The 25,453-nt window shown below is 61.2% G+C and carries 20 protein-coding genes; 5 read left to right on the plus strand and 15 right to left on the minus strand.

Features of this window, described 5'->3' with window-relative positions; genetic code table 11:
• Positions 1 to 23: 23 nt before the first annotated feature.
• Positions 24 to 473, minus strand: a complete 450-nt coding sequence (locus tag AQS8620_RS07450; RefSeq protein WP_085836235.1) for an iron-sulfur cluster assembly scaffold protein — start codon at positions 471 to 473, stop codon at positions 24 to 26.
• A 64-nt stretch (positions 474 to 537) separates the two neighbouring features.
• Here AQS8620_RS07450 and hisI point away from each other — a divergent pair, with 64 nt between their 5' ends.
• A complete protein-coding gene (gene hisI, locus AQS8620_RS07455; protein ID WP_085836236.1) occupies positions 538 to 897 on the plus strand; it encodes a phosphoribosyl-AMP cyclohydrolase in 360 nt (119 codons plus the stop codon).
• Between the two features lie 49 nt (positions 898 to 946).
• Here the strand turns inward: hisI and gluQRS are convergent, their stop codons facing one another.
• The 6 genes from gluQRS to gyrA form a co-directional block, all read right to left on the minus strand.
• The gene (gene gluQRS / locus AQS8620_RS07460; protein WP_085836408.1) at positions 947 to 1,795 is read right to left on the minus strand and encodes a tRNA glutamyl-Q(34) synthetase GluQRS; all 849 of its coding nucleotides are present in this window, start codon (positions 1,793 to 1,795) and stop codon (positions 947 to 949) included.
• Between the two features lie 12 nt (positions 1,796 to 1,807).
• Entirely contained in the window at positions 1,808 to 1,996 is a 189-nt protein-coding gene (locus tag AQS8620_RS07465) for a hypothetical protein (protein ID WP_085836237.1), read from the minus strand.
• A complete protein-coding gene (trmFO, locus tag AQS8620_RS07470; protein WP_085836409.1) occupies positions 1,993 to 3,345 on the minus strand; it encodes a methylenetetrahydrofolate--tRNA-(uracil(54)-C(5))-methyltransferase (FADH(2)-oxidizing) TrmFO in 1,353 nt (450 codons plus the stop codon). The genes AQS8620_RS07465 and trmFO overlap by 4 nt, the downstream gene beginning before the upstream one ends.
• A gap of 124 nt (positions 3,346 to 3,469) precedes the next feature.
• On the minus strand, positions 3,470 to 4,372 hold the full coding sequence (locus tag AQS8620_RS07475; protein ID WP_085836238.1) for a hypothetical protein: 903 nt from the start codon (positions 4,370 to 4,372) through the stop codon (positions 3,470 to 3,472).
• A gap of 229 nt (positions 4,373 to 4,601) precedes the next feature.
• A complete protein-coding gene (locus tag AQS8620_RS07480; protein ID WP_085836239.1) occupies positions 4,602 to 5,447 on the minus strand; it encodes a LysR family transcriptional regulator in 846 nt (281 codons plus the stop codon).
• A 619-nt stretch (positions 5,448 to 6,066) separates the two neighbouring features.
• Complete coding sequence (gyrA, locus tag AQS8620_RS07485) at positions 6,067 to 8,868, minus strand: DNA gyrase subunit A (protein ID WP_085836240.1); 2,802 nt, start codon at positions 8,866 to 8,868, stop codon at positions 6,067 to 6,069.
• A gap of 269 nt (positions 8,869 to 9,137) precedes the next feature.
• On the opposite strand from gyrA, the gene AQS8620_RS07490 reads away from it, so the two are divergent.
• Positions 9,138 to 9,452 (plus strand): usg protein, encoded by a 315-nt coding sequence (locus AQS8620_RS07490; protein ID WP_085836241.1) that lies wholly within the window; start codon positions 9,138 to 9,140, stop codon positions 9,450 to 9,452.
• A 66-nt stretch (positions 9,453 to 9,518) separates the two neighbouring features.
• Here AQS8620_RS07490 and AQS8620_RS07495 read toward each other — a convergent pair whose 3' ends face one another.
• From AQS8620_RS07495 to AQS8620_RS07505, 3 genes are read right to left on the minus strand one after another with little or no spacing between them, the layout of a single operon-like run.
• On the minus strand, positions 9,519 to 9,755 hold the full coding sequence (locus AQS8620_RS07495; protein WP_085836242.1) for a hypothetical protein: 237 nt from the start codon (positions 9,753 to 9,755) through the stop codon (positions 9,519 to 9,521).
• A gap of 5 nt (positions 9,756 to 9,760) precedes the next feature.
• On the minus strand, positions 9,761 to 10,231 hold the full coding sequence (locus AQS8620_RS07500) for a disulfide bond formation protein B (RefSeq protein ID WP_085836243.1): 471 nt from the start codon (positions 10,229 to 10,231) through the stop codon (positions 9,761 to 9,763).
• 8 nt (positions 10,232 to 10,239) lie between these two features.
• Positions 10,240 to 10,818, minus strand: a complete 579-nt coding sequence (locus AQS8620_RS07505) for a YqaA family protein (RefSeq protein WP_085836244.1) — start codon at positions 10,816 to 10,818, stop codon at positions 10,240 to 10,242.
• 152 nt (positions 10,819 to 10,970) lie between these two features.
• Here AQS8620_RS07505 and ypfJ point away from each other — a divergent pair, with 152 nt between their 5' ends.
• On the plus strand, positions 10,971 to 11,816 hold the full coding sequence (gene ypfJ / locus AQS8620_RS07510) for a KPN_02809 family neutral zinc metallopeptidase (RefSeq protein WP_085836245.1): 846 nt from the start codon (positions 10,971 to 10,973) through the stop codon (positions 11,814 to 11,816).
• 6 nt (positions 11,817 to 11,822) lie between these two features.
• Here ypfJ and AQS8620_RS07515 read toward each other — a convergent pair whose 3' ends face one another.
• Together AQS8620_RS07515 and AQS8620_RS07520 are read right to left on the minus strand one after the other, a co-directional pair.
• Positions 11,823 to 13,220: a GntP family permease gene (locus AQS8620_RS07515; protein WP_234990413.1), complete on the minus strand. Its 1,398-nt coding sequence runs from the start codon at positions 13,218 to 13,220 to the stop codon at positions 11,823 to 11,825.
• A gap of 125 nt (positions 13,221 to 13,345) precedes the next feature.
• On the minus strand, positions 13,346 to 14,470 hold the full coding sequence (locus AQS8620_RS07520; RefSeq protein WP_085836247.1) for a THUMP domain-containing class I SAM-dependent RNA methyltransferase: 1,125 nt from the start codon (positions 14,468 to 14,470) through the stop codon (positions 13,346 to 13,348).
• 1,035 nt (positions 14,471 to 15,505) lie between these two features.
• On the opposite strand from AQS8620_RS07520, the gene AQS8620_RS17215 reads away from it, so the two are divergent.
• Positions 15,506 to 20,086: a Hint domain-containing protein gene (locus tag AQS8620_RS17215; RefSeq protein ID WP_085836249.1), complete on the plus strand. Its 4,581-nt coding sequence runs from the start codon at positions 15,506 to 15,508 to the stop codon at positions 20,084 to 20,086.
• A 691-nt stretch (positions 20,087 to 20,777) separates the two neighbouring features.
• Positions 20,778 to 22,505 carry a Hint domain-containing protein gene (locus AQS8620_RS07535; protein WP_085836250.1) on the plus strand — a complete coding sequence of 576 codons (1,728 nt, stop codon included), beginning with the start codon at positions 20,778 to 20,780 and terminating at the stop codon, positions 22,503 to 22,505.
• 215 nt (positions 22,506 to 22,720) lie between these two features.
• Here the strand turns inward: AQS8620_RS07535 and AQS8620_RS07540 are convergent, their stop codons facing one another.
• The 3 genes from AQS8620_RS07540 to AQS8620_RS07550 are packed head-to-tail and all read right to left on the minus strand — an operon-like array spanning position 22,721 to position 25,445.
• Positions 22,721 to 24,049, minus strand: coding sequence for a branched-chain amino acid ABC transporter permease (locus AQS8620_RS07540; RefSeq protein ID WP_143267469.1), 1,329 nt, complete (start codon positions 24,047 to 24,049; stop codon positions 22,721 to 22,723).
• The gene (locus AQS8620_RS07545; RefSeq protein WP_085836411.1) at positions 24,046 to 25,056 is read right to left on the minus strand and encodes a branched-chain amino acid ABC transporter permease; all 1,011 of its coding nucleotides are present in this window, start codon (positions 25,054 to 25,056) and stop codon (positions 24,046 to 24,048) included. Before AQS8620_RS07545 ends, AQS8620_RS07540 begins: the two co-directional genes overlap by 4 nt.
• Positions 25,056 to 25,445: a hypothetical protein gene (locus AQS8620_RS07550; protein WP_085836251.1), complete on the minus strand. Its 390-nt coding sequence runs from the start codon at positions 25,443 to 25,445 to the stop codon at positions 25,056 to 25,058. Before AQS8620_RS07550 ends, AQS8620_RS07545 begins: the two co-directional genes overlap by 1 nt.
• Positions 25,446 to 25,453 lie beyond the last annotated feature (8 nt).

The raw sequence follows: 25,453 nt of genomic DNA on the forward strand, positions 1-25,453 counted from the left end.
CAACTTTCTGTGAGGTTAACAGCCTAAGGGGCAGCCTGCGGTTTCGCAGCGGCAAACGCGTCCAGGGTCGCATCCAGCGCCAAAAGGATCGAGGCGTGGCGATTGCCATAGTCCTTGGCGGCGCGCAACACCTCCAACCCGTCGAAAGGCGCGCTGGGAACGGGGCCGTCCTCGCGCAGCATCGCCGCCAGTTGCGCGCGCGCTTGTGCGATCTGCGCCTGCGTCGTGCCGATCACGACCGATCCCACAACGCTGGCCGCCGCCTGACCCAAAGCGCAGGCTTTGACGTCCTGGGCAAATGCGACCACACGCTCCCCGTCGAGCACCAGATCAACGCTGACCGTTGATCCGCACAGCGGCGCGCGGCGCTTGGCCGAAACCGTTGGCGCGGGCAGGCGGCCCGTGTGCGGGATCGCTGTGGTCAGCGCCAGAATTCGCCCCGAATAAAGGGACATCAAGTCCGCATCGCTCATGGTTTGCCTTTCGTCGTTCAACTTCCTAGATAGGGCGACAGATCCCCCTTGGAAAGGAGTGACCATGGCCTTTGATCTGAACAGCCTGACTTTCGACGCAAATGGCTTGATTCCGGCAATCGCGCAGGACCATGTCAGCGGCGAGGTGCTGATGATGGCGTGGATGAACGCCAAAGCCGTGGAACAGACGCTGGCCACAGGGCGCGTGACCTACTGGAGCCGCTCGCGCCAAGCCTTTTGGATCAAGGGCGAAACATCGGGTCATGTGCAAAAACTGGTGGATTTTCGGGTCGATTGCGACCGTGACTGCCTTTTGCTGCGCGTCGAACAAGAGGGCCCGGCATGCCACACCAATCGCCGCTCGTGCTTTTACACCGCCGTGCGGGATCAGGACGAGGTCGAATTGATGACGCCGATGACCTGAGGCAACGGGTCTGTTTCTTTCGGATAAAAATACCCGAAATCCCGAACGATCAGCCCAGACCGACCATGGTGCGGATGTCACGCGGGCTCAGCCCCTGCGCGCGGTACAGCTCTAAGGCGCGCGCGTCATCGCGTTTGGCCAACCGCTTGCCAGAGGCGTCGCGGATCAAGGGATGGTGGTGGTATCTGGGTGTGGGAAGGTCCAGAACCCGTTGTAACAGAACATGAATTTGGGTCGCCTCAAAAAGGTCCGCCCCACGCGTGACATCCGTAATCCCCTGGGCGGCATCATCGACAACCACAGACAAATGGTATGATGTCGCCATGTCGCGCCGCGCAAGAACAATGTCGCCAACCTCCTTGACCAGCTGCGCGCCGGATCGGGTGTGCGGGCCTCTTACCCCATGCACCATTTCAGTGAAGTGTATGAAATCAATGCCTTGAGTGGCGCGGCTCACGTCAATCCTTAGGGTTGCGTCTTGCGGGCGGGGGCCGCAGGGCGGCGATTTGGCGCGGCAGGTCCCCGGATAAATCATCCCGTCCGGCCCGATTGCGGGCTGACCCTCTTGCGGGGCACGGCTGGCCTCGCGGATGTCGCGCCGCGTGCAGGTGCAGGGGTAAAGAAGCCCTAAGTCCCATAATTTATCAAGGGCTTGGGCGTATGATTTAAGGTTGTCGGATTGGCGCAAGACCGGCTTGGGCCAGTCCAGACCGAGCCAATGCAAATCGTCAAATATCTGCGTTTCCCATGAGGGGCGTGCGCGGCTTTGATCGATGTCTTCGATGCGCAGCAAAAACGTGCCGCCCGCCGCCTGCGCGAGGTCAAACGCGCTCATCGCCGCGAATGCATGGCCCAGATGCAACGGGCCGGTCGGGCTGGGAGCGAAACGGGTGATCACCCCCAAAGCGCCCTAGTGCCCCCGGCTTTCGCGTGACTGGAAAATGATGAGCCAGGCCAGCAGAATAAACATCGGATGGGTCAGCCCACCCGAAAAGATGAGCGCGGGAATCCAGATGATAAAGGTGACAATGGCCAGAAAAATCCGCCCTGTCAGCGCAATCGACAGCGGGGGAAGCAGGATGGCAAGAATGTAGTTCATAGGGTAACCTCTTGATCTTGCAACCAGTTGGTGAAATCTGCTTTGGCACGGTCCGTATAGGCCTTGTAGCGGTCCTTGCGGCCACGACGACCGCCCTTCAACCCCTCGACGGCGGGAAACAGGCCGAAGTTTACATTCATGGGCTGGAAGGTTTTCGCATCCGCTCCGCCCGTGATGTGATGGATCAGCGCGCCCGTCGCAGTGGTGCCAGAAGGGCTTTCCAGCGCACGCCCCTGAATTTCTGCCGCGGCCAATCGACCGGCAAGCAGGCCCATGGCGGCTGACTCCACATAGCCCTCGACACCGGTGACCTGACCCGCAAAGCGCAGGTTGGGGCGCGATTTCAGACGCATCTGATCGTCAAGCAGCGTGGGAGAGTTCAAAAACGTATTGCGGTGGATCCCCCCCAGACGTGCAAAACTTGCGTTCTCCAGTCCGGGAATCATTTTAAAAACAGATGTTTGCGCGCCGTACTTCATTTTTGTCTGGAAGCCGACAATATTGTAGAGTGTCCCCAAAGCATTGTCGCGGCGCAGTTGCACGACCGCATAGGCTTTGGTCTGGGGATCATGGGCATTGGTGAGGCCCACAGGTTTCATCGGCCCAAAGCGCAGCGTCTCGCGGCCGCGCTCGGCCATCACCTCGATGGGCAGGCAGCCATCGAAATAGGTCGCTGTTTCGCCTTCGTGAAACTCGGTTTTCTCCGCTGCCAGCAGCGCGTCGATGAAGGCCTCATATTGGTCTTTGGTCATCGGGCAGTTGATATAGGCGCGCTGTTCCTCTTGGGTGTCGCCCTTGTCGTAGCGGCTTTGCTCCCAAGCCACCGACATATCGATGCTCTCGGTGTAGACAATCGGCGCGATGGCGTCGAAAAATGCCAGACGGTCGGTTCCCGTCGCTTCGGCAATCGCCGCGCCAAGGCTTGGAGAGGTCAAGGGGCCGGTGGCCACGATCCAATGGCCGCTGTCGGGCAGGGCGGTGATTTCACCTGCCTCGATCCGCACATTGGGATGGGCATGCAGGCGCGCGGTCACAGCACCTGCGAAGGCCTCGCGGTCGACGGCCAGAGCGCCACCCGCGGGCAGCTGATGCGCATCTGCCATGGCCATAATCAGCCCGTTTGCCGCGCGCATTTCCCAATGCAGCAGGCCCACCGCGTTCTGTTCGTCGTCATCCGAGCGAAAGGAATTCGAGCAGACCATTTCGGCCAGATCGCCCGATTGATGCGCGAATGTGCCCACCTTGGGGCGCATTTCATGGATAACCACCTGCACGCCCGCATTTGCGGCCTGCCAGGCGGCTTCTGATCCGGCCATTCCGCCGCCGATGATATGAAGTTCTTGTGTCATGCTGCCCATGTAGTCCAAGCAGCCCGCCGCGAAAAGGGGGGCTGCGCGGGGTGGCTTAGAAAAGCGCGCACAGAAACGGGCGACCCGAGGCCGCCCGATCCTTGTCTCTGTTCAGGGCGCGACCCTAGTCGACAAAAACGTCGAGAAACGCAGGCAGCGCCTCGGAATAGTCGTCGCGGAACTTTTGCCCTTGCAGCGCGCGCCGTCCCGTTTCGACCGACAGTTCCAATGTGATCACATGTGCCACATCGTCGCCCTCTGCCCAGACCTTGCCGCCGGTCAGATCCATCCATGTCCCGTTCTGGAACTGATAGCCCCCGCCAATGCTGGCCACGGTCAGATCGCTCTCGCCCAGATCGGCGTAAAAGACCTCGCCCAGTGCGCGAAAATTGCGCCCGATGTTGTATTTCACATCCAGCGCCGCAAGTGTTGTGTCTTCGTCGCTGTTGAACAGCAGGGCCGCATCCGAGGCGTAGCTGCCTGTATCGTTGCCCAGCGCAAGGATGACATCGGTGCTGTCTTCGTAGAGGAACGCGCCGGCGGTGGCATAGAGGCCGCCCGCGTCATAGCCGGCAAAGATCGCCGTATTCGAGGTGTCGTCGCCGTCGCTGGCATAGCTGACACCCGCCGAAAAGCTGCCGGAGTGATATTCGCTTCCAAGGGTGTAGGTCTCGAACAGCGCGCCCTCGATTTTCGTGGCCCCATAGCCTGCGCTCAGCGTGAAATCGGGCAAAACGCGGTAGCCCGCGGTGATGTCCCCGCCGTAGATGTTCAGCTCGCCGTCGCTGCTGTCATCGGTGTAGGCCTTGGCGGCGCTCAGCGCGCCCGACAGAACGACATTGCCAAAGCTGTAGTCGGCCGCGACGTCAAGTTCGGGCAGGTAGATCGCGCCATCGCCATCGCCAAACGCGGTAAAGCTGGAACTATAGGACAGGTAATCGGGGCCTGCGATCGCCGCAAGCGGAAGGCCTGTCAGCGTCAGCGCGCCGAGCGCAAGGCCAAGGGTGGGGCGCAGGGTCAAGGTCATGGGAGGAGCTCCAGAATTCGGGATATCCGCCTGCATAGGCCGCGCGCCCTGCCACGGCTAGGTCGCGCGCGCGGGCGGTGAAACTGCGCGCCTCTGTGTGGCTTTGCAGAAACAGGCGGCCCCGGCAGGCCCCCGATCAAACCGGTGCCGCGCGCAGGCACCGGTTTTGCAGGTCGCGCGACCCGTTGTGCCTAACCGGCTGTCGGGGGCCTAGCCGGCTGTCGGGGGCCTAACCGGCTGTCGGGCCGTTCTGTTCGAGGTAGGTGAAAGCATCGGCAATAAAGCGGGTGGTGGCTTCGATGGCGGGATCGCCTTTGCGGCTTTCGTGGTAGCACATGAAAATATCCGCCACCCGCGTGAGGTCCTCGACGCGCTCGAGATGCGGTTCCTCTTCGCCCACCAAGGTCGGCAGGATGCCCGCAAAGCCGGTGGCCTGCATGACATTCTGGATGTGCTGGAACGTATCGACGCGGATACGCGGCTCGGTGCCGAAATGGTCCTGCACCACATCGCCCAACTCGAAGGGCTGGATATTGGCCGGAATGCTGACCCAATCCTTGGTGTCGCGGTTGTCTTTGTGGACATAGGCGGCCATGCCGAAGGCCCCGACCTTACGCACCATCAGACGCCCGTTGGAGGGCTGTGCAACGGTCAGGATCACGTCGTTATCCGACAGGGTTTCCACCAGAATACGGTCCTGAAACGTCAGGCGCATGGTCTCCAGCAGGTTGGGATCGCGCTTGAGGTGGGGAAACAGGATGCGGTTGGAAATCACCGGCGAGCAGCCGATACAGATATCGGACGGGCCGACCCCCGTGCGCGAGCGCAGGATGTTCTTTTCGCGGCGGATATGTTCCTGAAAGGAATCCGAGGCATCGATCAGCGCCGCAATCTCGGGGTTCGGTCCCCAGCCCGAGGGGGTCTTGATCACCGGTGTGACGCCCAACTCTTCGGAGAGGCGGTCCATCCGGCGCGACACTGTAGCGGCATTCGTTCCAAGCAGGCGGGCGGCCGAAGCCATCGTGCCTGTCTTTGAAATGGCCAGAAGAAATTTCAGGTCATCCCAGCGGTCCATATGCAAGTTCCTTTAGCACCCGGGTCTGTCGCCCGATTGGATTGTTGTTGGCTTTGCGTGGCCCCAAAGGGGGTGCGTCCAGCAAAGAGAGTGGCCCCGGGGGGCCAAAAACGGTCCGCGTGGCAGGGCCAAGCGTGTCAACTGTCTGGTCAGCGCGCGGGTCGCTGGGTGTCTGTCCAGCCTTGGCGCAAAGGCCGCAGCGTCTCGGTGAGGCCGCTACCCAAAGCCTGCTTTGGGTATACCCCCACAAAACCTAGTATAAGGTATTTTTGCAATACCACTTTTCGCCACTCAATTTTGCAAATATGCTTTTGCGAAAATGAAGGATCACCATCACTTTTGCGAATATCCGGCGCAGCTGCAATCTTTGAAAACCGATTTTGGCAAATTTTACCTAAATTTTAACTTTGACCCTGCGTCAGTCGCGGGTCTGGCAGATCACAGCACTGCTTTCGCTGCGATTGCGCTCACGAAACCGTGATGCCTTGGCGTGGCGCACAAAGCTATCTGGCGCGAAAACCGCAAAGGTCAAACCGGCTTTTGTCAAAAAAAACGGGGTGCGACTGGCGCACCCCGATCTTTTTTGCTCACGGGTCGGCGTTTTGACGCAGCGCCCGCCTTAGCGCGCATCCTCACCCGGTTCCGGGGCACTGTCCGTGCCGGTTTGCGCTTCGGCCTCGCCGGTTGTCGCCTCGAGTTCGTCATCCGGTTGCTCGGCAATCCACGCAACCGAAACGACCTCTTCACCGCGACCGGTATCGAAGACCTTCACCCCCCCTGCAGCGCGCGAGCGGAAGGAAATCCCGCCCACAGGGCAGCGGATCGACTGGCCTTTCGAGGTGGCCAGCATGATCTGGTCGCCCATCGACACGGGGAAGGAGGCCACAAGGTCGCCGCCGCGCATCGCCTTGTCCATCGCCATCACGCCCATGCCGCCGCGACCGCGGATCGGATAGCCATGCGATGAGGACAGCTTGCCCGTGCCGCCTTTGGAAATGGTCAGGATCAGCTCTTCTGCCGCCTGCATTTCCTCAAAGCGCTCGGCGGTGATCGTGCCTTCCACCGCGTCTTCGTCTTCATCCGCGACTTCGGTCTCGTCCAGGCCCGCCATCTGGCGGCGCATCTTGAGATAGGCGGTGCGCTCTTCGGAGGAGGCCTCGAAGTGTTTGAGCACCGACATCGACACCACTTCGTCGCCGCCCGACAATTTCACCCCGCGCACGCCCATGGAGGCGCGCGAGTTGAACACCCGCACGTCCGGCACCGGGAAGCGAATGGCGCGGCCCGAATTGGTGACCAGCATCACATCGTCATTCTCGTCGCAGATGCGCGCGTTGATCAAGCGTGCGCCCTCGTCGTCGCCCTCGAATTTCATCGCGATCTTGCCGTTGGCCTTGACGTTGGTGAAATCCGACAACCGGTTGCGCCGCACCGATCCTTTGGAGGTCGCAAACATGATTTGCAGGTCGTCCCAATCCTTTTCGTCGCGATCCACCGGCATGATGGCCGCGATCGACACGCCCGTCGGGATCGGCAGGATATTGACGATCGCTTTGCCTTTGGACGTGCGACCGCCCTGGGGCAGGCGCCAGGTCTTGAGCTTGTAGACCATGCCATCGGTGGTAAAGAACAACAGCTGCGTGTGGGTATTGGCCACGAAGAGCGTTGTGATCACATCCTCGTCCTTGGTCGCCATGCCCGACAGACCCTTGCCGCCCCGACGCTGCGCGCGGTAATCGGCCAGCGGTGTGCGCTTGGCCCAACCCGAGGCAGTGATGGTCACGACCATATCTTCGCGCTCGATCAGATCCTCGTCGTCCATATCGCCGGACCAATCGACGATTTCCGTGCGCCGTGGCACGGCAAAAAGGTCGCGGACCTCACGCAATTCGTTGGAAATGATTTCCATGATCCGCGCGCGGCTCGACAGGATTTCCAGATACTCGCGGATGCGACCGGCCAGCACTTTCAACTCGTCGGTGACTTCCTGAACGCCCAGTTGCGTCAGGCGTTGCAGCCGCAGTTCCAGAATGGCCCGCGCCTGCGTTTCCGACAGGTTATAGGTGCCATCCTCATTCATCGTGTGGCTGGGGTCATCCACCAGCTTGATGTATTCGGCAATGTCCATCGCCGGCCAGCGCCGCGTCATCAGCTTGCTGCGCGCTTCGGCTGCATCCGCAGAGGAGCGGATTGTCGCCACCACCTCGTCCACATTGGTCACAGCCACAGCCAGACCACACAGAATATGCGCGCGATCGCGGGCCTTGCGCAGCTCGAAGGCAGTGCGCCGCGCCACAACTTCCTCGCGGAAGCTGATGAAATGACGCAGGAAATCGGGCAATGTCAGCTGTTCGGGGCGACCGCCATTCAGCGCCAGCATGTTACAGCCGAAATAGGTCTGCATCGGGGTAAAGCGGAACAGCTGGTTCAGCACCACCTCGGCCGTGGCATCGCGTTTCAACTCGATCACCACGCGCACACCGACACGGTCGGATTCATCCTGAACGTGGGCAATGCCCTCGATCTTCTTGTCGCGCACCATCTCCGCGATCTTCTCGATCATCGCGGCCTTGTTCACCTGATAGGGAATCTCGTCGACGACAATGGCAAAGCGGTCCTTGCGGATCTCCTCGACGCGCGTTTTGGCACGGATCACGACCGACCCACGCCCCTCAAGATAGGCTTTGCGCGCGCCCGAGCGGCCCAAAATGATGCCCCCCGTGGGAAAATCGGGCGCAGGCACGATTTCCATCAGACGCTCGGTGGAAATATCGGGATTCTCGATCATCTCGAGCGTGGCATCCACGACTTCGCCCAGGTTATGGGGCGGAATATTGGTCGCCATCCCGACCGCAATACCCCCCGCACCATTCACCAGCATATTGGGGAAACGGGCAGGCAAAACAGTGGGTTCGCGGTCCTTGCCATCATAGTTCAGGGTGAAATCAACGGTGTCCTTGTCGATATCGGCCAAAAGGAACGAGGCAGATTTGGCCATCCGCACCTCGGTATAGCGCATCGCGGCCGCGCTATCGCCATCCATCGAACCGAAGTTGCCCTGACCATCAAGCAGCGGCAGCGACATCGAAAACGGCTGCGCCATCCGCACCAGAGCATCATAAATCGCGCTATCGCCATGGGGGTGGTATTTCCCCATCGTATCCCCCACGGCGCGGGCGGATTTGCGATAGCTTTTGTCAAACGTATTGCCGCCCTCATGCATCGCAAACAGGATGCGCCGGTGCACGGGCTTCAACCCGTCGCGCAGATCGGGGATCGCGCGGCTGACGATAACGCTCATTGCGTAATCAAGATAAGAAGACTTCATTTCCTCGGTGATGGAAATCTGCGGACCGGTCCATGCGGACTTGGGTGCGGGCTTTTCGTCTTCTGTTTCAGGGGTTTGAGGAGTGTCGGTCACGTCATCCGCCCGTTGTTTTCTGTGATGCACGCCCGCAAACGGGGCTTGCCTACATATTGTTGTCACAGACCTTACCCCAGACAGGATGCAGGGTGCAATGGGGCCAAAGACGGTTTTGAAAGCCTTTCTGACACAGCGCGGCACGCAAATTTGGCAGCCAGGGTGACGCCCTGCTAACAAGCTGTTTTTGTTGATTTTTAACCAAAGAGGCGCAGGCTGTCAGTCAGGGCCACAGGCAAAGGTGGCCCCTCAGCAGAAAGCAGATGCCAATGACCTCCCACGCCCCAGGCCCAAGCCTGCACCACGAACCCCGACCCGACCTGTCGGAAACCGAATTGATGCTCCGCGGATACGGCCTGACCACCGCCGAATTCATCTACCACATGCCCGACTTCACCCATGTGCTCAACAGCTTCACATGGCAGGACTACGACCTTGCGCCCGATCACCCGCGCCTGTTCAAATTCATCGCATTCTGGCAGGCCGAAATCGAAGGCAAACTGGCCTTCGTGCGCTTTACCCATCGCAAGATGATCGGCCCGAACGAATGGCGCAATGTCGCGGGCGAATTCACGGTCCATTGAGGCAATCGGGCGCGCTACCAGCCTTCTTTCGGATAAAAATACCCAAAAGACATCCGCCAAAGGCGCTCAGCCCAGAAAATAGACCGCAGCGCCAATCACGGCGAGGATCAGCACCAGCCGCAGCAGCGTCGCTGAGTTTGCCTGTGCGCGCGATTGCGGGGCAGGGCGGCCCGTCGCGCCGCGCGATCTGGCAAACCGCGCGCGCAGCGCCTCGGCGTGACGATCGGCGGCCGCGCCGCCCAGAGTCTTGCGCTTCTTGCGCCGCGCGGCTTTGAGGTCGATGACCTTGTCGTCGTCACGCATGGCGCTCACGCTTTGCGCAGGGCCGCAAGCACCCAGATCACCGCCAGCGCTCCGGCAAAGAGGAAATTCCAGCCCGCCATCGTCACACCGAACAGGTCCCAGACGATGGCATCGCACATCACGATCCCCGAGGTCGCGGACCCGGGCAAAAGATCGCTGCCCGCAAGCCCCGACAAGGCATCGCCCGCGCCAGTGCACGACGTCGGGCCCTCCCACCATTTCTGCTCGACGCCGGCGTGAAAGGCGCCGATCGCGCTGGTGCTGGCCGCTGCCAAAGCGCCCAGCCAGCACAAAAGCCGCGATTTCGTGGCAAAATAGGCCGCGCCAATCACCAGCGCCAGCGCATGGGGCCAGCGTTGCCACAGGCACATCTTGCAAGGCGCATATCCGGCCAGCTGAAAGCCCAAAGCCCCCAGCAAAAGCGCGCCGGACCCTGCGGTGGCGATGGTGACAAGCGTGGATCGGGTAAGTTTCATCACAGACCTCAGAGATATTTCAAAAGGACGAAACCGCCCACAAGAAGGACGCAAAAGGCGATAAACACCAGCCCCAGGCGTTTTTCGATAAAGTCGCGGATCGGCGCGCCGAATTTCCACAACAAGGCCGCGACGACAAAAAACCGCAATGCCCGCGCCACGACCGAGGACAGGATAAAGACGGGCAGCGACAGTTGCGTCCAACCCGACATGATCGTGATCACCTTATAGGGGAAGGGCGTAACACCTGCGATCAGAACCGCCCAGGCACCCCAGTCGTTGAACCGCGCGCTAAAGGCTTCGGCCTGCGCCGCCTTGCCATACAGCTCCAATACCGGCTGGCCGACCACATCAAACAGCGCATAGCCGATCAGATAGCCAAACATCCCGCCCAGCACCGAGGCCAGCGTGGCAATGCCCGCGATTTTGAACGCCGCCTTGGGACGGGCGATGATCATCGGGATCATCAAAATATCGGGGGGGATCGGAAAGACCGAACTTTCAACAAAGGCCACAAAAGCCAAAATCCAGAGCGCATGGCGGCTTTGGGCCTGTGCCAGCGTCCACGCGTAAAGTCGTTTGAGCATAAAATATCCGTTGAATGCCGCGTGCTGCGGTGCCTGTGCTTTAGGGCATTTTGTGCGCCATGCGTCAACCTTGGCTGCGGCTTTGGGCACTTGAGGCGGGGCAAGTTCACGCTAGAGTGAGGCGCGACGACAATTTGAAGGGCAGGCGCAAGATGAAATGGCAAGGGCGGCGCGGTTCGCGCAATATCGTAGACCGGCGTAGTTCGGGCGGGCGCGTTGCCGGCGGCGTGGGCGGGCTGGGATTGGTGGCCATCGTGCTGATCGGCTGGGTGCTGGGCGTCGATGTCACCCCCCTGCTCAATGGCGCCACAAGCGGCGCGGCCCCCTCCAGCCAGACCACGTTAAGCGCAGCCGACGCGCAGGCGGGCGCGTTTGTGTCGGTCACTCTGGCCGACACCGAAGCCGCTTGGGCCGATATTCTGGCGCAATACGGGCACGACTATGATCCCGTCACGCTGGTTCTGTTCACGGGCGCCACCGCCTCGTCCTGTGGCAGCGCCTCCGAGGCGACGGGACCGTTCTATTGCCCCGTCGATCAGCGCATCTATCTGGACACGGCGTTTTTCACCACGCTGTCGCAGCGTCTGGGCGCGCAGGGCGATTTCGCCGCCGCCTATGTGGTGGCCCATGAGGTCGCGCATCACGTGCAGGATGAACTGGGCATTCTGGGGCAGGCCAACCAGATCCGCGCCACCGCCTCACAGGCGCAATCCAACGCGATTTCCGTGCGGATCGAATTGCAGGCCGATTGCTACAGCGGCATCTGGGCGCGCTACGCCCAAGACACGCTTGGCACATTGGAGCGCGGCGATATCGGTGAAGCGATGACGGCAGCCGCGCAGATCGGGGATGACACGCTGCAGCGCAATGCAGGCCAGCGCCCCATGCCCGACAGTTTCACCCATGGCACCTCCGCGCAGCGCCAGCGCTGGTTCGACATCGGCTACACCAGCGAAGATCTCAACGCGTGCGATACGTTCAGCGCGCAGACCCTGTGACCCGGATCAGCCAAACACCGTGCCCAAAGTGATCACCGCGACCAGCGCCACCATCGGCACCGCAACCGCGACCACGAAAATATCGGGATAGCTTTTGCGGTGGTTGAGGCCCGTGATTGCGAGCAAGGTGATCACCGCGCCGTTATGGGGCATGCAATCAAACCCGCCCGATGAAATCGCGGCCACGCGGTGCAGCAACTCGGGGCTGATGCCCGCCGCCTGACCGAGTTGCGCATAGGTATCGCCCAGCGTTTGCAAGGCAATCGACAAGCCGCCCGAGGCCGATCCGGTGATCCCCGCCAGCGCATTGACCGCGATGGCTTCGGAAATCAGCGGGTTGGAGGGAAACAGGCCGGTGACCGCCGTCGCAATCACGGCAAAGGCGGGCAGGCTCGCAATCACCGAGCCATAGCCCACTTCGGAGGCCGTGTTGAAAATCGGCAGGAAGGCCCCCGTCGCCCCCAGACCCAAGGTCTCGCGCAGATCGCCGCGCAGGCGGGCGAAATTCGTCGCGACCAACACCAGCACGGCGGCAAAAAGCGCCGCGATGATCGCCCAGACTCCGCGCACGTCATCCAGCCCGACCGCGCCGAACTGCTCTTGCGCCAGATAGGAGGTGTCAAGCGCGGGCAGCACAAGGCGCGTCAGGATCAGGTTCAACCCGATCACCACCGCGATGGGCAGGACCGCCAGCCATGGCGATGGCAGCTTGCGCGTGTCTTCGCTTTTGTGGGTCCTGCGCGCGCTTGCGGCGCGGGCGTATTGGTCGTCCTCGCCGTAGCCCATGCCCGCGGCCGTAGCGCGCGCGATCCGCCGGTTGAGCCACAAAACGCCCCCGGCAAACATGATGATCGCCGCCACCATGCCCAGAACCGGCGCGGCAAAGGTGTCGGTGCCGAAATAGGGCGAGGGGATCGCATTCTGGATCGCCGGTGTGCCGGGCAGGGCCGTCATGGTGAGGGTGAAAGAGCCCAGCGCCAGCGCGGCAGGAATAAAGCGTTTGGGGTGGTTTGCGGCCACGAAAAGCGCGGCGGCAACGGGATAAACCGCAAAAGCCACCACAAAAAGCGACACGCCGCCATAGGTCAGGATCGCACAGGCCAGCACCACGGCCATGGCCGTTTGCCCCGTGCCCACGCGCGCCGTGATCGCCTCGGCCAGCGCGCGCGCCGATCCGGTCACTTCCATCAACTTGCCAAACACCGCGCCCAGCAGGAACAGCGGGAAAAACGCGGTGATATATTTGCCCAGCGCCGGCATGAAGACCTGCGTATAGGTCGCCAAAAGCGGTGCCCCCGCCAAAAGCGCGGCCAAAAGCGCCAGAAGCGGTGCCAGAATGACCACCGAAATGCCGCGATAGGCCAGATACATAAGTAGCGCGAGCGATATGATGATGCCTGCCACAACAACCTCCCCTTTGCGTGAACCATGGCGCTTTGACGCGCGCCTGACCTTGATCTAGCGCAAAGCCCGCGCAGGGCGGCCCCTAAGTTTTGCAACAACGCCGCTACAAAAGCGCAAGGCCCCCGCTAGCGCAGGGGGGCGGTTTTCCACAGGGTGACTTTGGTGCCGCCATGCGAGACGGACAGGCTGTCGGGCAGAAACGGCAGACCGGTGGCCTTGGCCAGACCGGCATCGGGCGCGATCATCGCCACGCGCCAGCCGGAAAACTCCGCCTTCAACACTTTGCCCAGCGTCCCGTAGACCGCAAAGAGCAGCTTTTTCTCGCTGATGCGCAGGCCGTAGGGCGGGTTGACGATGACCAGACCCGCTTGCCCCTCGGGGCGTTTGAGGTCCCCGACCGCATGGCAGTGAAAGCTGCACAGATCCGCAATCTGGGCCCGCTCGGCATTGGCTTTGGACATGCGCACAGCGCCCGCGTCACGGTCCGAGCCGTAAAAGCGCAGGGTCACCGGGCGGGGCGTGCTGGCCGCTTTCATCGCCGCCCAGCGGGTGGGATCGAAACTGGCAAGCTTTTCAAAGGCGAAACTGCGGCTGCGTCCGGGTTTGAGACCCGCCGCGATTTCCGCCGCTTCGATGACGAATGTGCCCGAGCCACACATCGGATCAACCACCGGCTCCGAGCCGTCATAGCCGCAATCGCGCAAAAAGAGCGCCGCGAGCGTCTCGCGCATCGGCGCTTTGTTCACCGCTTCTTTATGGCCGCGTTTGTGCAGGCTCTCGCCGGAGGTATCGATGGAAAAGACGCAAAGATCGTCCTCGATCCGCACCTTGAGGGTCAATTCGGCCTCGCTGGCCTCTTTGACCACCGTCAGCCCGTGGCTTTCGCGCAGCGCGGTTTCGATGCGCTGTGTTGCGGCCCCTGCGTGATAGATGCGCGACTTGCGACAGGTGACATCGACGCGCAGCGCCACGCCCTGTTTCAAAACCGCGCCCCAGTCGAATTTGCGCGCGCGTTTGTCGAGCTGGGCAAGATGCATCGCGCGAAAGCTGCCAAGGCGCGCCAGCACCCGCGTCGCGCCGCGCAGGCACAGATTGGCGCGCCATACATCGGGCCACTGGCCCATGAACTGGACGCCGCCCGTCACCGCCTGCGCCTGCGCAAACCCCGCGCCTTTGGCCTCGGCCAAAAGGGTGGGTTCCAGACCCGGTTGGACGACACAAAAAATTTCAAAGGGATCGGTGTTGCTCATGTAGCGTCTTTAGCGCGCCGCGCGCCGCTTCACGAGCGAAATCGCGCCCGTGCCCGTCCCCGTGCCCGTGTCCTGCCCCCGTGTCCCCCGCAGCGCGCGGGCGCGCCGGGCAGGGGGGCGGGGCGGGGCGCGCAACAATGTGCCAAAACCAAGGCGCGGATAGGGAAACAGTCGTGCAAAATCAATGTCTTTGTTTACGGTCTTGCGAAATGTCGCCCGCGATCCGCGTGGCAGAATTGCGGCGCATGGCGCGGCCGATTCGCACCGCGCGCGGCGGCATCTATCGCCTCGGCGGAAACAAATATCGCAGGGGGTTGGCATTGTTGCGAAGCGCGCAAGAGCCTGCAAAATTTCTTTCTTTGCAAGGCCATCTTTGCGCCGCGCAGGTTAACGGGCGCGCAAAGCCCTGCCGCTGCGTCATTCCACGCACCTCCGGTTTATGCCGCGTCTTGATATCCGATCGTATATTTCGCAGGAAACATGGAACAACCTGCTGACCTCAAATGACTTTTCGCCCTGTTTGGCGGGCTTGCGCTGATCGGGCGTCGCGGCCGGTGGCGCGCCCGCGCGCGGCGGAACAAAGCGCGAAGAGGGGCAAAATTAGGGCGATTTGATGCGCTGCGCGGCGAAAGGGCGAAAATTTTAGCTTTGTTGACCCCAAACTTTGCCTATTCTGCACTCATCAGCCCAACTGGGGGGCGATATCTACATGGTCACGGGGGCGGCCGCATCTGATCCGGGAAGTGCCGGAGCAACAAGGTGCGACCGTTGAGCGATATACGGAGGGGTCTGTATATCTGTTAAACGCGCACAAAGGGGGCAGTCTGTCCCACTGCGGAGCTATCGCTTCGACTGGCGAAGGCATTTAGCCTTTTGATGCCGGTTCAAAGCCTTGCCCGCCTTGTTTCTCCACAGCTTGGATATGATGCGCCGCCCGCGCGCCCTCACCGGATATCGCATCCGTAGCGGCATCATATTGTGTACCGGAATTCCGGGTTGCGGGCGCCTTGCGTCCACTTTGGTAAGGAGAGAGACATGACCTATTGGTGGATTTGCGGTGGCAAGACCTATGACGGTGGCCACAAGGGCGATCACGACTCTGACGACAACGCTTATGACGGCAACACCGATCACCTGATCGGTCTGTGGGAATTTGCGGATGGCGCGACGACCAAAGACACCGGCCTTTCGGATGGTGTGGCGCAGAACGGTGCGATGTTCAACGGCGCGACGGCCAAATCCGGTGCCTTGAAGCTTGACGGGTATAACGACCGCTTCGACGTGAAGGGCGATGACAATCCCTTCGACCTCGACAGCGGGACCATCCAGGTCGAATTCAACCAGGACTCCGAATATTACCGTGGCACCGAGACGCTGGTATCGCGCGGCGAATATTGCGACAAATCCTCCGAGGGCTATTTCGGCATCAACGTGACGTCGTCGGGTCAGGTTCAGGCCGTGCATTACGCCAATGGCAAATCCGTGGCTCTCTCCACGGCCAAGGGCTTTTTCAACCCCGGTGACGATGTGCGCGTGTCCTACACATGGGATGCGGCAGGCGTTGGTTCGTTCATCGTCGAGAACGTCACCGATGGCACCACCTATTCCACCGAATTCAATTCCACCGGTCTGGACCTCGACATCGGCGACAACGATGACGAGAATTTCACCTTTGGCGCACGCGAAAGCGACGATGGCTGCTATGACCAGCACTTCAACGGCGAAATCAACTATGTCGCCGTGTTCGACAATGATGTGCACGCCGAGGCAGACGGGGTTGTCGAGGGCACCGCAGGCGACGATCTGATCGATATCGCCTACACGGGTGATCCCGATGGCGACATGATCGACAATAACGACGCACTGCTGGACGGCGAGAGCGGCGATGACGACATCGTCGATGCGGGCGCGGGCGATGACACGGTGCTGGCGGGCGCAGGCAATGACGAAGTCTATGGCGGCGCGGGCAATGACACCCTGAGTGGCGGCGCGGGCGACGATGTGCTCTATGGCGACAGCACCTATGGCGACGGCGGTGTGACCATCACCATCGACGCCGGAACCGCTGGCTACGTGAACAAGGTCTATGCCTATACCATCGACCCCGACACGGGCGCGATTTCCAATATCGTGCTGCTGAGCGACAACGCCAAAACTGCCGAAGGCACGAGCTATAGCTATGATGCTGCTGCGGGTGCGACCGTGGGTGTGGGCATCGTGTCGCCCGAAGGCACGTTCCTGTCCTCGGGCTACGGGTCGAACGTCGGCCTCAACAGCGACAAGCTGGTGCATACGAAATTGCTGGCCACCAATGCCGACGGCTCGGTCACGCTGGGCTTTGAGGATCTCAACTGCCTTGGTGACAAGGACTTCAACGACGTGGTGATCACCGTCGATCTGGGCACATCGGGCGCGACGCTTGATAACGCGCATGTCGATTACACCTCCTCGACCACGCCGACCGGCGGCGGCGATGACATTCTCATCGGCGGCCTTGGCGCGGATGAAATGCATGGTGAAGCGGGCGACGACACCTTCGTGCTCGAAGACTCCTTTGGCAATGACACCATCATCGGCGGCGAGACCGGCGAAACCGCCGGGGACACGCTGGATGCCACCGCCGTCACCCAGGACACCACTGTTGTCCTGTCGGATGATCCCGAAACGGGCACGATTTCCAACGGCTCGGACACGGCTAGCTTTAGCGAAATCGAGAATGTGCTGCTGGGGTCTGGCGATGACACCGTGACCGGCGGCGCAGGCGACGACACGGTCGATCTGGGCGAAGGCGCGGATTACGCCGATCTCGGGGCCGGTGACGATACGGTCTCGCTGGGGCGCGACAGCGACGGCACGCCCGATGGCGACGCCGATGTCATCAAGTTCTCCGACAACGATGGCAACGACACGCTGCTCGACTTTGACGCACCGATCGACAATGGCGATGGCACGTTTACCGGCATTGATACGCTTGATGTCTCCGAATTGCATGACGCCACCGGCATTCCTGTCACCACCAACACCGTCGTTGTGTCCGCGGACACCGATGGCAATGCGGTGCTGACCTTCCCCAATGGCGAAACGCTGACCTTCCCCGGTCTGACGGTGGCCCAGCTCGACAGCCCCGAGGCGCTCAACGCCATCGGCATCCCGCTCTATGAAGACCCGCTTGACGGTATCGTCGAGGGCACGGCAGGGGATGATCTGATCGACACCGCCTACACGGGCGATCCCGAAGGCGACATGGTCGACGCCAATGACGCCATCCTGGGCAATGTCGGCTCGAACGATGACATCATCGAAGCCTATGAGGGCGACGATACGGTCTATGCCGGTCTGGGCGATGACCACATCGACGGCGGCGCGGGCGATGACACGCTCTATGGTGAGGCGGGCAACGACACGATCGTCGATGCCAGCGGCTCCGATACGGCCGATGGCGGCGCGGGCGACGATTTCATCGACGTGGCCGGGGGCGACAGCCCAGATACCATTGCCCAATTGCTGGCGCTGAGCGATCCCAACGGGCTCGCGGACCTCGACTATTCGCCCTATTCGTCGGTTATTCCGGTCGATGACGACCCCAATGACGACAAGGACACGGTCTATGGCGGTGAGGGCAACGACACCATCATCACCGGTGACGACGCCGATTACATCGAGGGCGGTGCGGGCAACGACACGATCTATTCGGGCATCGACGACGATACCGTCTACGGCGGCGACGGCGACGACTATATCGAGGACGTGCAGGGCGCCGATCACATCGAGGGCGGTGACGGCAACGACACGATCATCGCGGGCTTTGATACTTTCTCCGACTATGTGGGCGACGATCCCCGCATCCCGACAGGCGCCTATCCCTTTGCCTCCGACCAGAACACCACCGACGGCATGGACTATGTCGATGGCGGCGCGGGCAATGACATCATCTACACCGGCGACGACGCCGACACGATCTATGGCGGCACCGGCGACGACTATATCGACGCCGGGATCGACGACGACTTTGTCGATGGTGGCGCTGGCAACGATACGATCATGGGGGGCCACGGGTCGGACCTGATCTATGGCGGTGACGGCGATGACTACATCGACGCCTCCGACAAAGACGGGGTGATGAACCACACCGACGAAAGCGACGACACCGATCCCTTGCCCAACAACGACCGTGACGAAGTCCACGGCGGCGCGGGCAATGACACCATCATCGGTGGCGACGATGCCGATACGCTTTATGGCGACGATGGCGATGACACCATCGACGGCGGGATCGACAATGACACGATCTACGGCGGCGCGGGTCGCGATCTGCTGATCGGCGGTGACGGTGATGATTACATCGACGGCGGCTCGGACTCCGACACGATCTACGGTGGCGCGGGCAACGATACGCTGATCGGTGGCGCACAGGCCGATTTCATTGACGGCGGCGACGGCGACGATGTGATTTCCTCGGGCGACGGCAAGGACACGCTGCTCGGCGGCGCTGGCAACGACACGATCTTTGGCGGCAACGGCGAGGATTACATCGACGGCGGCGAAGGCGATGACACCATCGAAGGTTCTTCGGGCAACGATGAAATCTACGGCGGCACCGGCAACGATGTGATCAACGCCGGTCTCGGCGCGGATTATGTCGATGGCGGCGAGGGCGACGACATCATTCTGGGCGGCAACGAGAACGACGTCATCCTGGGCGGCGCCGGCAATGATGTGATCGACGGCGGCAAGGATGACGATGTGATCGACGGCGGCGATGGCGATGACACCATCACCGGTGGCGACGGCATCGACACGCTGTCGGGCGGCTTTGGCGATGACACCTTCCTTGGCGGCAATCCCGGCGATCATGTCGATGGGGGCGAAGACCCCGATGATGGCGATACCGACACGCTGGACCTGACCGGCGCGGGCAATATCAAGATCGTCTACGACTCGTCGAACCCCGAAAACGGGACGGTCGAATTCCGCAGCGACAACGGCGATGTCACCGGCACGATGACCTTCGAGAATATTGAAAACGTCATTCCCTGCTTTACGCCCGGAACGCTGATCGCGACCCCGCGCGGCGAAGTGCCGGTGGAATCCATCCGCGAAGGCGACCGGATCATCACCCGCGACAACGGCATCCAGGAAGTCCGCTGGGCGGGCAAGAAGGACATGGACTGGAAACAGTTTGCGCTGAACCCGCATCTGCGCCCCGTGCTGATCCGCAAGGGCGCGCTTGGCAACGGTGTGCCCGAACGCGACATGATGGTCTCGCCCAACCACCGCATGCTGGTGGCCAACGATAAAACCGCGCTCTACTTTGAAGAGCACGAAATTCTCGCGGCTTCCAAACATCTGGTGAATAACGCGGGCATTCAGACCGTGGAGGTCATGCAGACCAGCTACATCCACTTCATGTTCGACCGCCACGAGGTCGTGCTGTCGGATGGCACCTGGTCGGAAAGCTTCCAGCCGGGCGACCTGACGCTGGGCGGTATCGGCAATGCACAGCGCGAGGAGATCTTCGAACTCTTCCCCGAGCTGCGTGAGAAAACCGGCATCAACGCCTATCAATCGGCGCGCCGGACCCTCAAAAAACACGAAGCCCGTCTGCTGGTCGACTAACGCGACGGCACCGGCTTCAAGTGTCAGGCGCTGCCACGCCTGACACGCGAGGGACCGCAGGAACTGGGGCTGTCCTGCGGTCATCATGCTCTGCACGAACCTGTGCAAAGCCGCGCCTGATTTCAGGGCGCGGCTTTCGCATTTTGCGACAATCGTGATTCTCTTTCGTTTGTGTTCAATGCCATAGGGAGCTCTCCCTATGCGTGTATTTGTGCTGAAATATAAGGCACTCAGCGCGAACCTTCCGCGCGCGAACCTTGGCAAAAATGCGACAGCGCCTTTGCCTGACGAAGGTGTGATTGAACACAAAGGGGAAACAATCGCCTGAAACCTGGGGTGAAATTGCAGGTTTCAGGCGCAATTCACCCTGTTTTGACGCCAAATGAGCGGGTCCAGTGCGAAAGAGGGGCAAGCGAGGCCCCGGGCTTTTGCTGCGACGCAGTATTTTTTGCGGCAGCAATGTGGCGAGAAGCAGCGTTTTGAGTTACCATGGAATTAACGACAGAAGCATCGAAGGTGGCAGTCCTCACGATCGCTCGTTGGTTTGGAACCGGCTCGCCAAAAGGGTGGTCCAGACAAAATCTCTCACTTTTGCCCACGGGTCCTTGGACCTTTGGGTGCCACATTCGTTAACGCGGCGCAGAAGTTTACCTGCGAAACTCATTGCGCATTTGACGCATAAGGATCTGCCATGACCACCTCCTCCCATTCGTCAGGGTCTACCTCAAGCACCATCATCAACGGTACCGATGGCGTCGACAGCCTTGTCGGCACCTCCAAATCCGAAACGATCTACGCGGGCGGCGGCGGCGATACGGTTTACGGTAACGGCGGCAATGACACGATCTATGGCGACACGCTCGCACCTGCCGGGTCCGATTGCTACGACTCCAGCACCGATCATTCGCTTTATGTCTGGGATCTTTCGACCGTAAGCGAAAGCATCAAGCGCGGCAATGACAGCGCCTTTCCCAACGACACGAATGGCGACTCCGATGTAAAGGGCAACACCTTTACGATCGCGGCGGGCGCTGCGCCGGTGATCGTCGGGGTCTCTGATCGCGACGCCTATTTCAACGACGGCGATACCAGTCAGGACATTTCCGGAAGCCGCGTCACGATTGATGGCCGGACCGGGCGCGTTGGCGACCGTCTGACACCGGAATATTCCTATTCCGTGACCGATAGCGCCGGCAAGATCATCAACATCTATGTGGTTGAACTCGGGTCGAACCACTCGGTCGGATTTGTGTCCGATGCGCCGATGCAGGCGGGCGAAACCTATACCATCGTCAAGCTCACCGACACGCATCCCTCGGTGCGCTATGACCATCTTGCGGGTCCGGTGGTCGAGGATGGCGATGACTACCTCGACGGTGGCGCAGGCGACGACACGATCTATGGCGAGGGTGGCAACGACACCATTCTGGGCGGCTCGGGCAAGGACATCCTTTACGGCGGTGAGGGCGACGACACGATCTCTGCAGGCTCCGGCACCGACAAGGTCTACGGTGGCGCGGGCAATGACACGATCCACGGCGGCGGCGACAACGATGTGCTTGAGGGCGGCGCCGGTGCCGATACCTTCTATCTTGACGAACTCGGTGACGACACCCGCAACGTGAACACGACCGTCAACGGCGGCTTTGAAGGCGATGACAACGACACGCTCGACCTGTCGGGGCTGCGCGCCGAAGGCTTCAAGGTCGTGAACCGCGTCGACAACCCCGAAACCAACGGCAACGCCGGTTTCAACGGGCAAATCCAGATGTTCAACGAGGCCACGGGCGCCTATGCGAATATCAACTACACCGACATCGAACATGTCATCGTTTGCTTCACGCCCGGCACGGCGATTGTGACACCGCGCGGCGAAGTCATGGTCGAAGACCTGCAAGCGGGCGACAAAGTGTTCACCCGCGACAACGGCCAGCAGGAAATTGCATGGGTCGGGGAAAAATCCCTGAGCGCGCGTGACCTCGCCGCGCAGCCCGATCTTCAGCCGGTGCTGATCCGTGCGGGCTCTCTGGGCAATGGTTTGCCCGAGCGCGACATGATGGTCTCCCCCCAGCACCGCGTGCTGATTGCCTCGGAGAAAGCGCAGCTGTTCTTTGAGGAATCCGAAGTTCTGTCTGCGGCCAAACACCTGATCGGCCTGCCGGGGATCGAGCGCGCCCATGTGTCCGAAACACGTTACATCCACTTCATGTGTGAAAATCACGAAGTGGTCCTGTCGAACGGGTGCTGGACCGAAAGCTTCCAACCCGGCCAGCGCTCGATGCGCGGCCTAGAAGCGCCCCAGCAGGCCGAGATCATGTCGCTCTTCCCCGAGTTGGAAAATCTGGCGGGTCTGAACAGCTACCATGCGGCGCGCCGGACCTTGAAAAAACACGAAGCGCAGCTGTTGCGCGCTTCGTAACCTGTTATTTTCGCGCCAGAAGGGCGCAGTCGAGTTTTAGCCGTGAGTGGGCGAAAGCTTTTTTAGTACCAATGACTTGATCTGCAGCGCCGGCCCTTTGGGTCGGCGTTGTGCGTTTGAGCTGTTTCACGGCCAAGGCGCAAAACAAAACGCCCCCGATTGTCGGAGGCGTTTCATATTGCAGGCGTTTGTCGATATCGCAGGGCGGGGTCGACCTAACGCTCGGGAAGCAGGCCCCGCGGGCTAAAGCGCAGGACCAGCAGCAAGACGATCCCCATGGTCATCAGCCGCGTGTAGGCCACGCGTTCCTGCAGGGCGCTTGTGATACTGTGATCCTGCCCAAGGCCGCTGGTCAGCGCGCTGATCAGCCAACCGCCGATAGGCTCGACCTGAACCCAGAGGAACCAGACCAATAGCCCGCCCAGAACCGCGCCCCAGTTGTTGCCCGAGCCGCCAAGGATCACCATGATCCACACCAGGAAAGTGTAGCGCAGCGGCTGGTAGGTCGAGGGCGTCAACTGCCCGTCCAGCGTGGTCATCATGGCCCCTGCAATGCCGACAATGGCCGAGCCGATGATGAAAATCTCCAGATGGCGACCTTTGACGTTCTTGCCCATGGCTTCGGCGGCCACTTCGTTGTCGCGAATGGCGCGCATCATCCGGCCCCAAGGCGACTTAAGCGCCAGTTCCGCGCCCCATAACACAATGCCCAGAACGACGATAAAGAGCGCCGCATAGGCCAGTTTCACCGTGATCGCAGAGGCTGTGACGGGATCGGCACCGATGGCCTGCATCTGGCCGACAAACCACTGCGACTGTTGCAGGTCGATTTCATAGGGCACGGGGCGGGGCAGGCCGATGACGTTTTTCACGCCCCGCGTCATCCAGTCCTCGTTTTTGAGCATGGCGATGACGATCTCGGAAATGCCGAGCGTGGCGATGGCAAGGTAATCCTCGCGCAGCCCCAGCGCGGTTTTGCCAATCGCCCAAGCCGCCCCGGCGGCAAGCAATCCGCCCACCGGCCAGCTGAACAAGACCGGCAGGCCAAGCCCGCCCAGATAGCCGGTCGCAGCAGGGTTTACCGCCTCAATCGCGGCGACAGCGGGATCGAACACCGCGCGAAAGGCGAAAAACCCAAGGATCAACAGGGCGGCGATGGCCAGCCCGCGCGCGCGCCCCTTCGCCATGCGTTTCCACAGCAAAACGGCGGTGGCAATCACCGCGGCGGCCAAGGCCAGCGCCGCAATCACACGGCCCCCCCCCGCGGCCCATGCTTCGGGAACGGGGGGCATGGCGGTCAGCACCACGCCCAATCCGCCAAGGGCGATGAAGCCCATGATGCCGACGTTAAACAGCCCCGCGTAGCCCCATTGCACATTGACCCCAAGCGCCATGATGGCCGAAATCAGCCCCATGTTCAAAAGCGACAGGGCGGCATTCCAGCTTGAGGTGAGGCCGGTAAGCAGGATCAGCAGCGCGACAGCCGCAAACAACAGCGGGCCACGCAGGCGGGAGGTCGGCGTATCTTGGACGCGGGAACTCATGCGGATTTTCCTCCGAACAGGCCATTGGGGCGGAACAAAAGGACGATCACGAGGATCGCGAACGAGACCGCGAATTTGTAATCCGTCGACAAAAGCTGTGCCAACCCGTCAGGTTGCAGGGCCTCTGGCAACACGTAGCCTGCCACTTTTTTGAATGCATAGGTGAACAGGATTTCAGCGTAGGCAATGGTAAAGCCGCCCACGATCGCCCCGAGAGGCGAGCCAAATCCCCCCACGATCGCCGCTGCGAACATCGGCAGGAGGATCTGGAAATAGGTGAAGGGTTTGAACGACTTATCCAGTCCGTAGAGGGTGCCTGCGACGGTCGCAAGGATCGCGACGATCACCCAGGTGACCCGCACAACATGCTCGGGATTGATCCCCGACAAGAGGGCAAGATCCTCGTTGTCGGAATAGGCGCGCATGGATTTTCCGGTGCGGGTGCGGTTCAAAAACCAAAACAGCGCAGCGACCACGATCACGGCGGTGACAACTGTTACGGCCTGTGTGGTTTTGAGCGACAGCGCCTCATCAAGCCCGGTCGCCGCCTTGAAATCGCGCGCGGAAATCAGGAACCGCGCGCCGTCGGAAAAGGTCCGGTCTTCGGTGCCTACAAACATGCGCACCACGCCGTTCATCACAAAGGCGACCCCGATGGAGACGATCATCAACATCACCGGCGCGGCTTTCACCCGCCGATAGAAACGGTAAACAACGCGGTCGGTCCCCAGCACCAGCGCAATGGTCGCAAGACAGCCAAAGGGCAGGGCAAGCAGCGCGGTCGGCAGGATCCCAAAGCTGATCCCCCAGCTTTGAAACAGCGCCGTGACGCCGATCACCACCATGGTCCCGAAGGCCATGACATCGGCATGGGCAAAGTTGGAAAACCGCAGGATGCCGAAAACAAGCGTGACGCCAAGCGCGCCAAGGGCAAGTTGGGCGCCATAGGCCGTGGCGGGGATCACCACATAGTTCAACAGCGCGACAAGCGCGTTCAAAAGGTCGATCATGATTGGTCCCTGCAAGTGCCTGCGTAATACGTCTCATAGGTCGGCAAGGCATTGGGCGCGCGCCGCATCAAGGTAAACGTCTGGTCACGGTCATGGGTAAATTCCCACGTGCCGTCGCGGTCTGAGAATGTGGATTTGGTCTGGCCCGCAATGGTGGTTGCCTGCGCGCGCAGGTCCGGCCCGTTGTCAAAGCGCAGCACGCCGCTGAGGTCGTCAAACTTGGTAAAGCGCACCGAATACCCATCGGCGGCGCAATTGTCGGCCGAATTGCGACAGACCGTATCGGTCAGGCAAAAGACGGCGATGACGGGCTCGGGCGCGGCTTGGGCGCAGAGCGGCAGGGTACAAAGCACGGCCGCCGCTTTCAGATTGTGGTGTGATACCATGCCCACGC

The organism is Aquimixticola soesokkakensis (assembly GCF_900172375.1).
Classification (GTDB): domain Bacteria; phylum Pseudomonadota; class Alphaproteobacteria; order Rhodobacterales; family Rhodobacteraceae; genus Aquimixticola; species Aquimixticola soesokkakensis.

Excerpts from the sequence above, each read along its gene's own strand:
- AQS8620_RS07450 (WP_085836235.1), bottom strand. The coding sequence starts at position 473 with ATGAGCGATGCGGACTTGATGTCCCTTTATTCGGGGCGAATTCTGGCG.
- hisI (WP_085836236.1), top strand. The coding sequence starts at position 538 with ATGGCCTTTGATCTGAACAGCCTGACTTTCGACGCAAATGGCTTGATT.
- AQS8620_RS07465 (WP_085836237.1), bottom strand. The coding sequence starts at position 1,996 with ATGAACTACATTCTTGCCATCCTGCTTCCCCCGCTGTCGATTGCGCTG.
- trmFO (WP_085836409.1), bottom strand. The coding sequence starts at position 3,345 with ATGACACAAGAACTTCATATCATCGGCGGCGGAATGGCCGGATCAGAA.
- AQS8620_RS07475 (WP_085836238.1), bottom strand. The coding sequence starts at position 4,372 with ATGACCTTGACCCTGCGCCCCACCCTTGGCCTTGCGCTCGGCGCGCTG.
- AQS8620_RS07480 (WP_085836239.1), bottom strand. The coding sequence starts at position 5,447 with ATGGACCGCTGGGATGACCTGAAATTTCTTCTGGCCATTTCAAAGACA.
- AQS8620_RS07490 (WP_085836241.1), top strand. The coding sequence starts at position 9,138 with ATGACCTCCCACGCCCCAGGCCCAAGCCTGCACCACGAACCCCGACCC.
- AQS8620_RS07495 (WP_085836242.1), bottom strand. The coding sequence starts at position 9,755 with ATGCGTGACGACGACAAGGTCATCGACCTCAAAGCCGCGCGGCGCAAG.
- AQS8620_RS07500 (WP_085836243.1), bottom strand. The coding sequence starts at position 10,231 with ATGAAACTTACCCGATCCACGCTTGTCACCATCGCCACCGCAGGGTCC.
- AQS8620_RS07505 (WP_085836244.1), bottom strand. The coding sequence starts at position 10,818 with ATGCTCAAACGACTTTACGCGTGGACGCTGGCACAGGCCCAAAGCCGC.
- ypfJ (WP_085836245.1), top strand. The coding sequence starts at position 10,971 with ATGAAATGGCAAGGGCGGCGCGGTTCGCGCAATATCGTAGACCGGCGT.
- AQS8620_RS07520 (WP_085836247.1), bottom strand. The coding sequence starts at position 14,470 with ATGAGCAACACCGATCCCTTTGAAATTTTTTGTGTCGTCCAACCGGGT.
- AQS8620_RS17215 (WP_085836249.1), top strand. The coding sequence starts at position 15,506 with ATGACCTATTGGTGGATTTGCGGTGGCAAGACCTATGACGGTGGCCAC.
- AQS8620_RS07535 (WP_085836250.1), top strand. The coding sequence starts at position 20,778 with ATGACCACCTCCTCCCATTCGTCAGGGTCTACCTCAAGCACCATCATC.
- AQS8620_RS07540 (WP_143267469.1), bottom strand. The coding sequence starts at position 24,049 with ATGAGTTCCCGCGTCCAAGATACGCCGACCTCCCGCCTGCGTGGCCCG.
- AQS8620_RS07550 (WP_085836251.1), bottom strand. The coding sequence starts at position 25,445 with ATGGTATCACACCACAATCTGAAAGCGGCGGCCGTGCTTTGTACCCTG.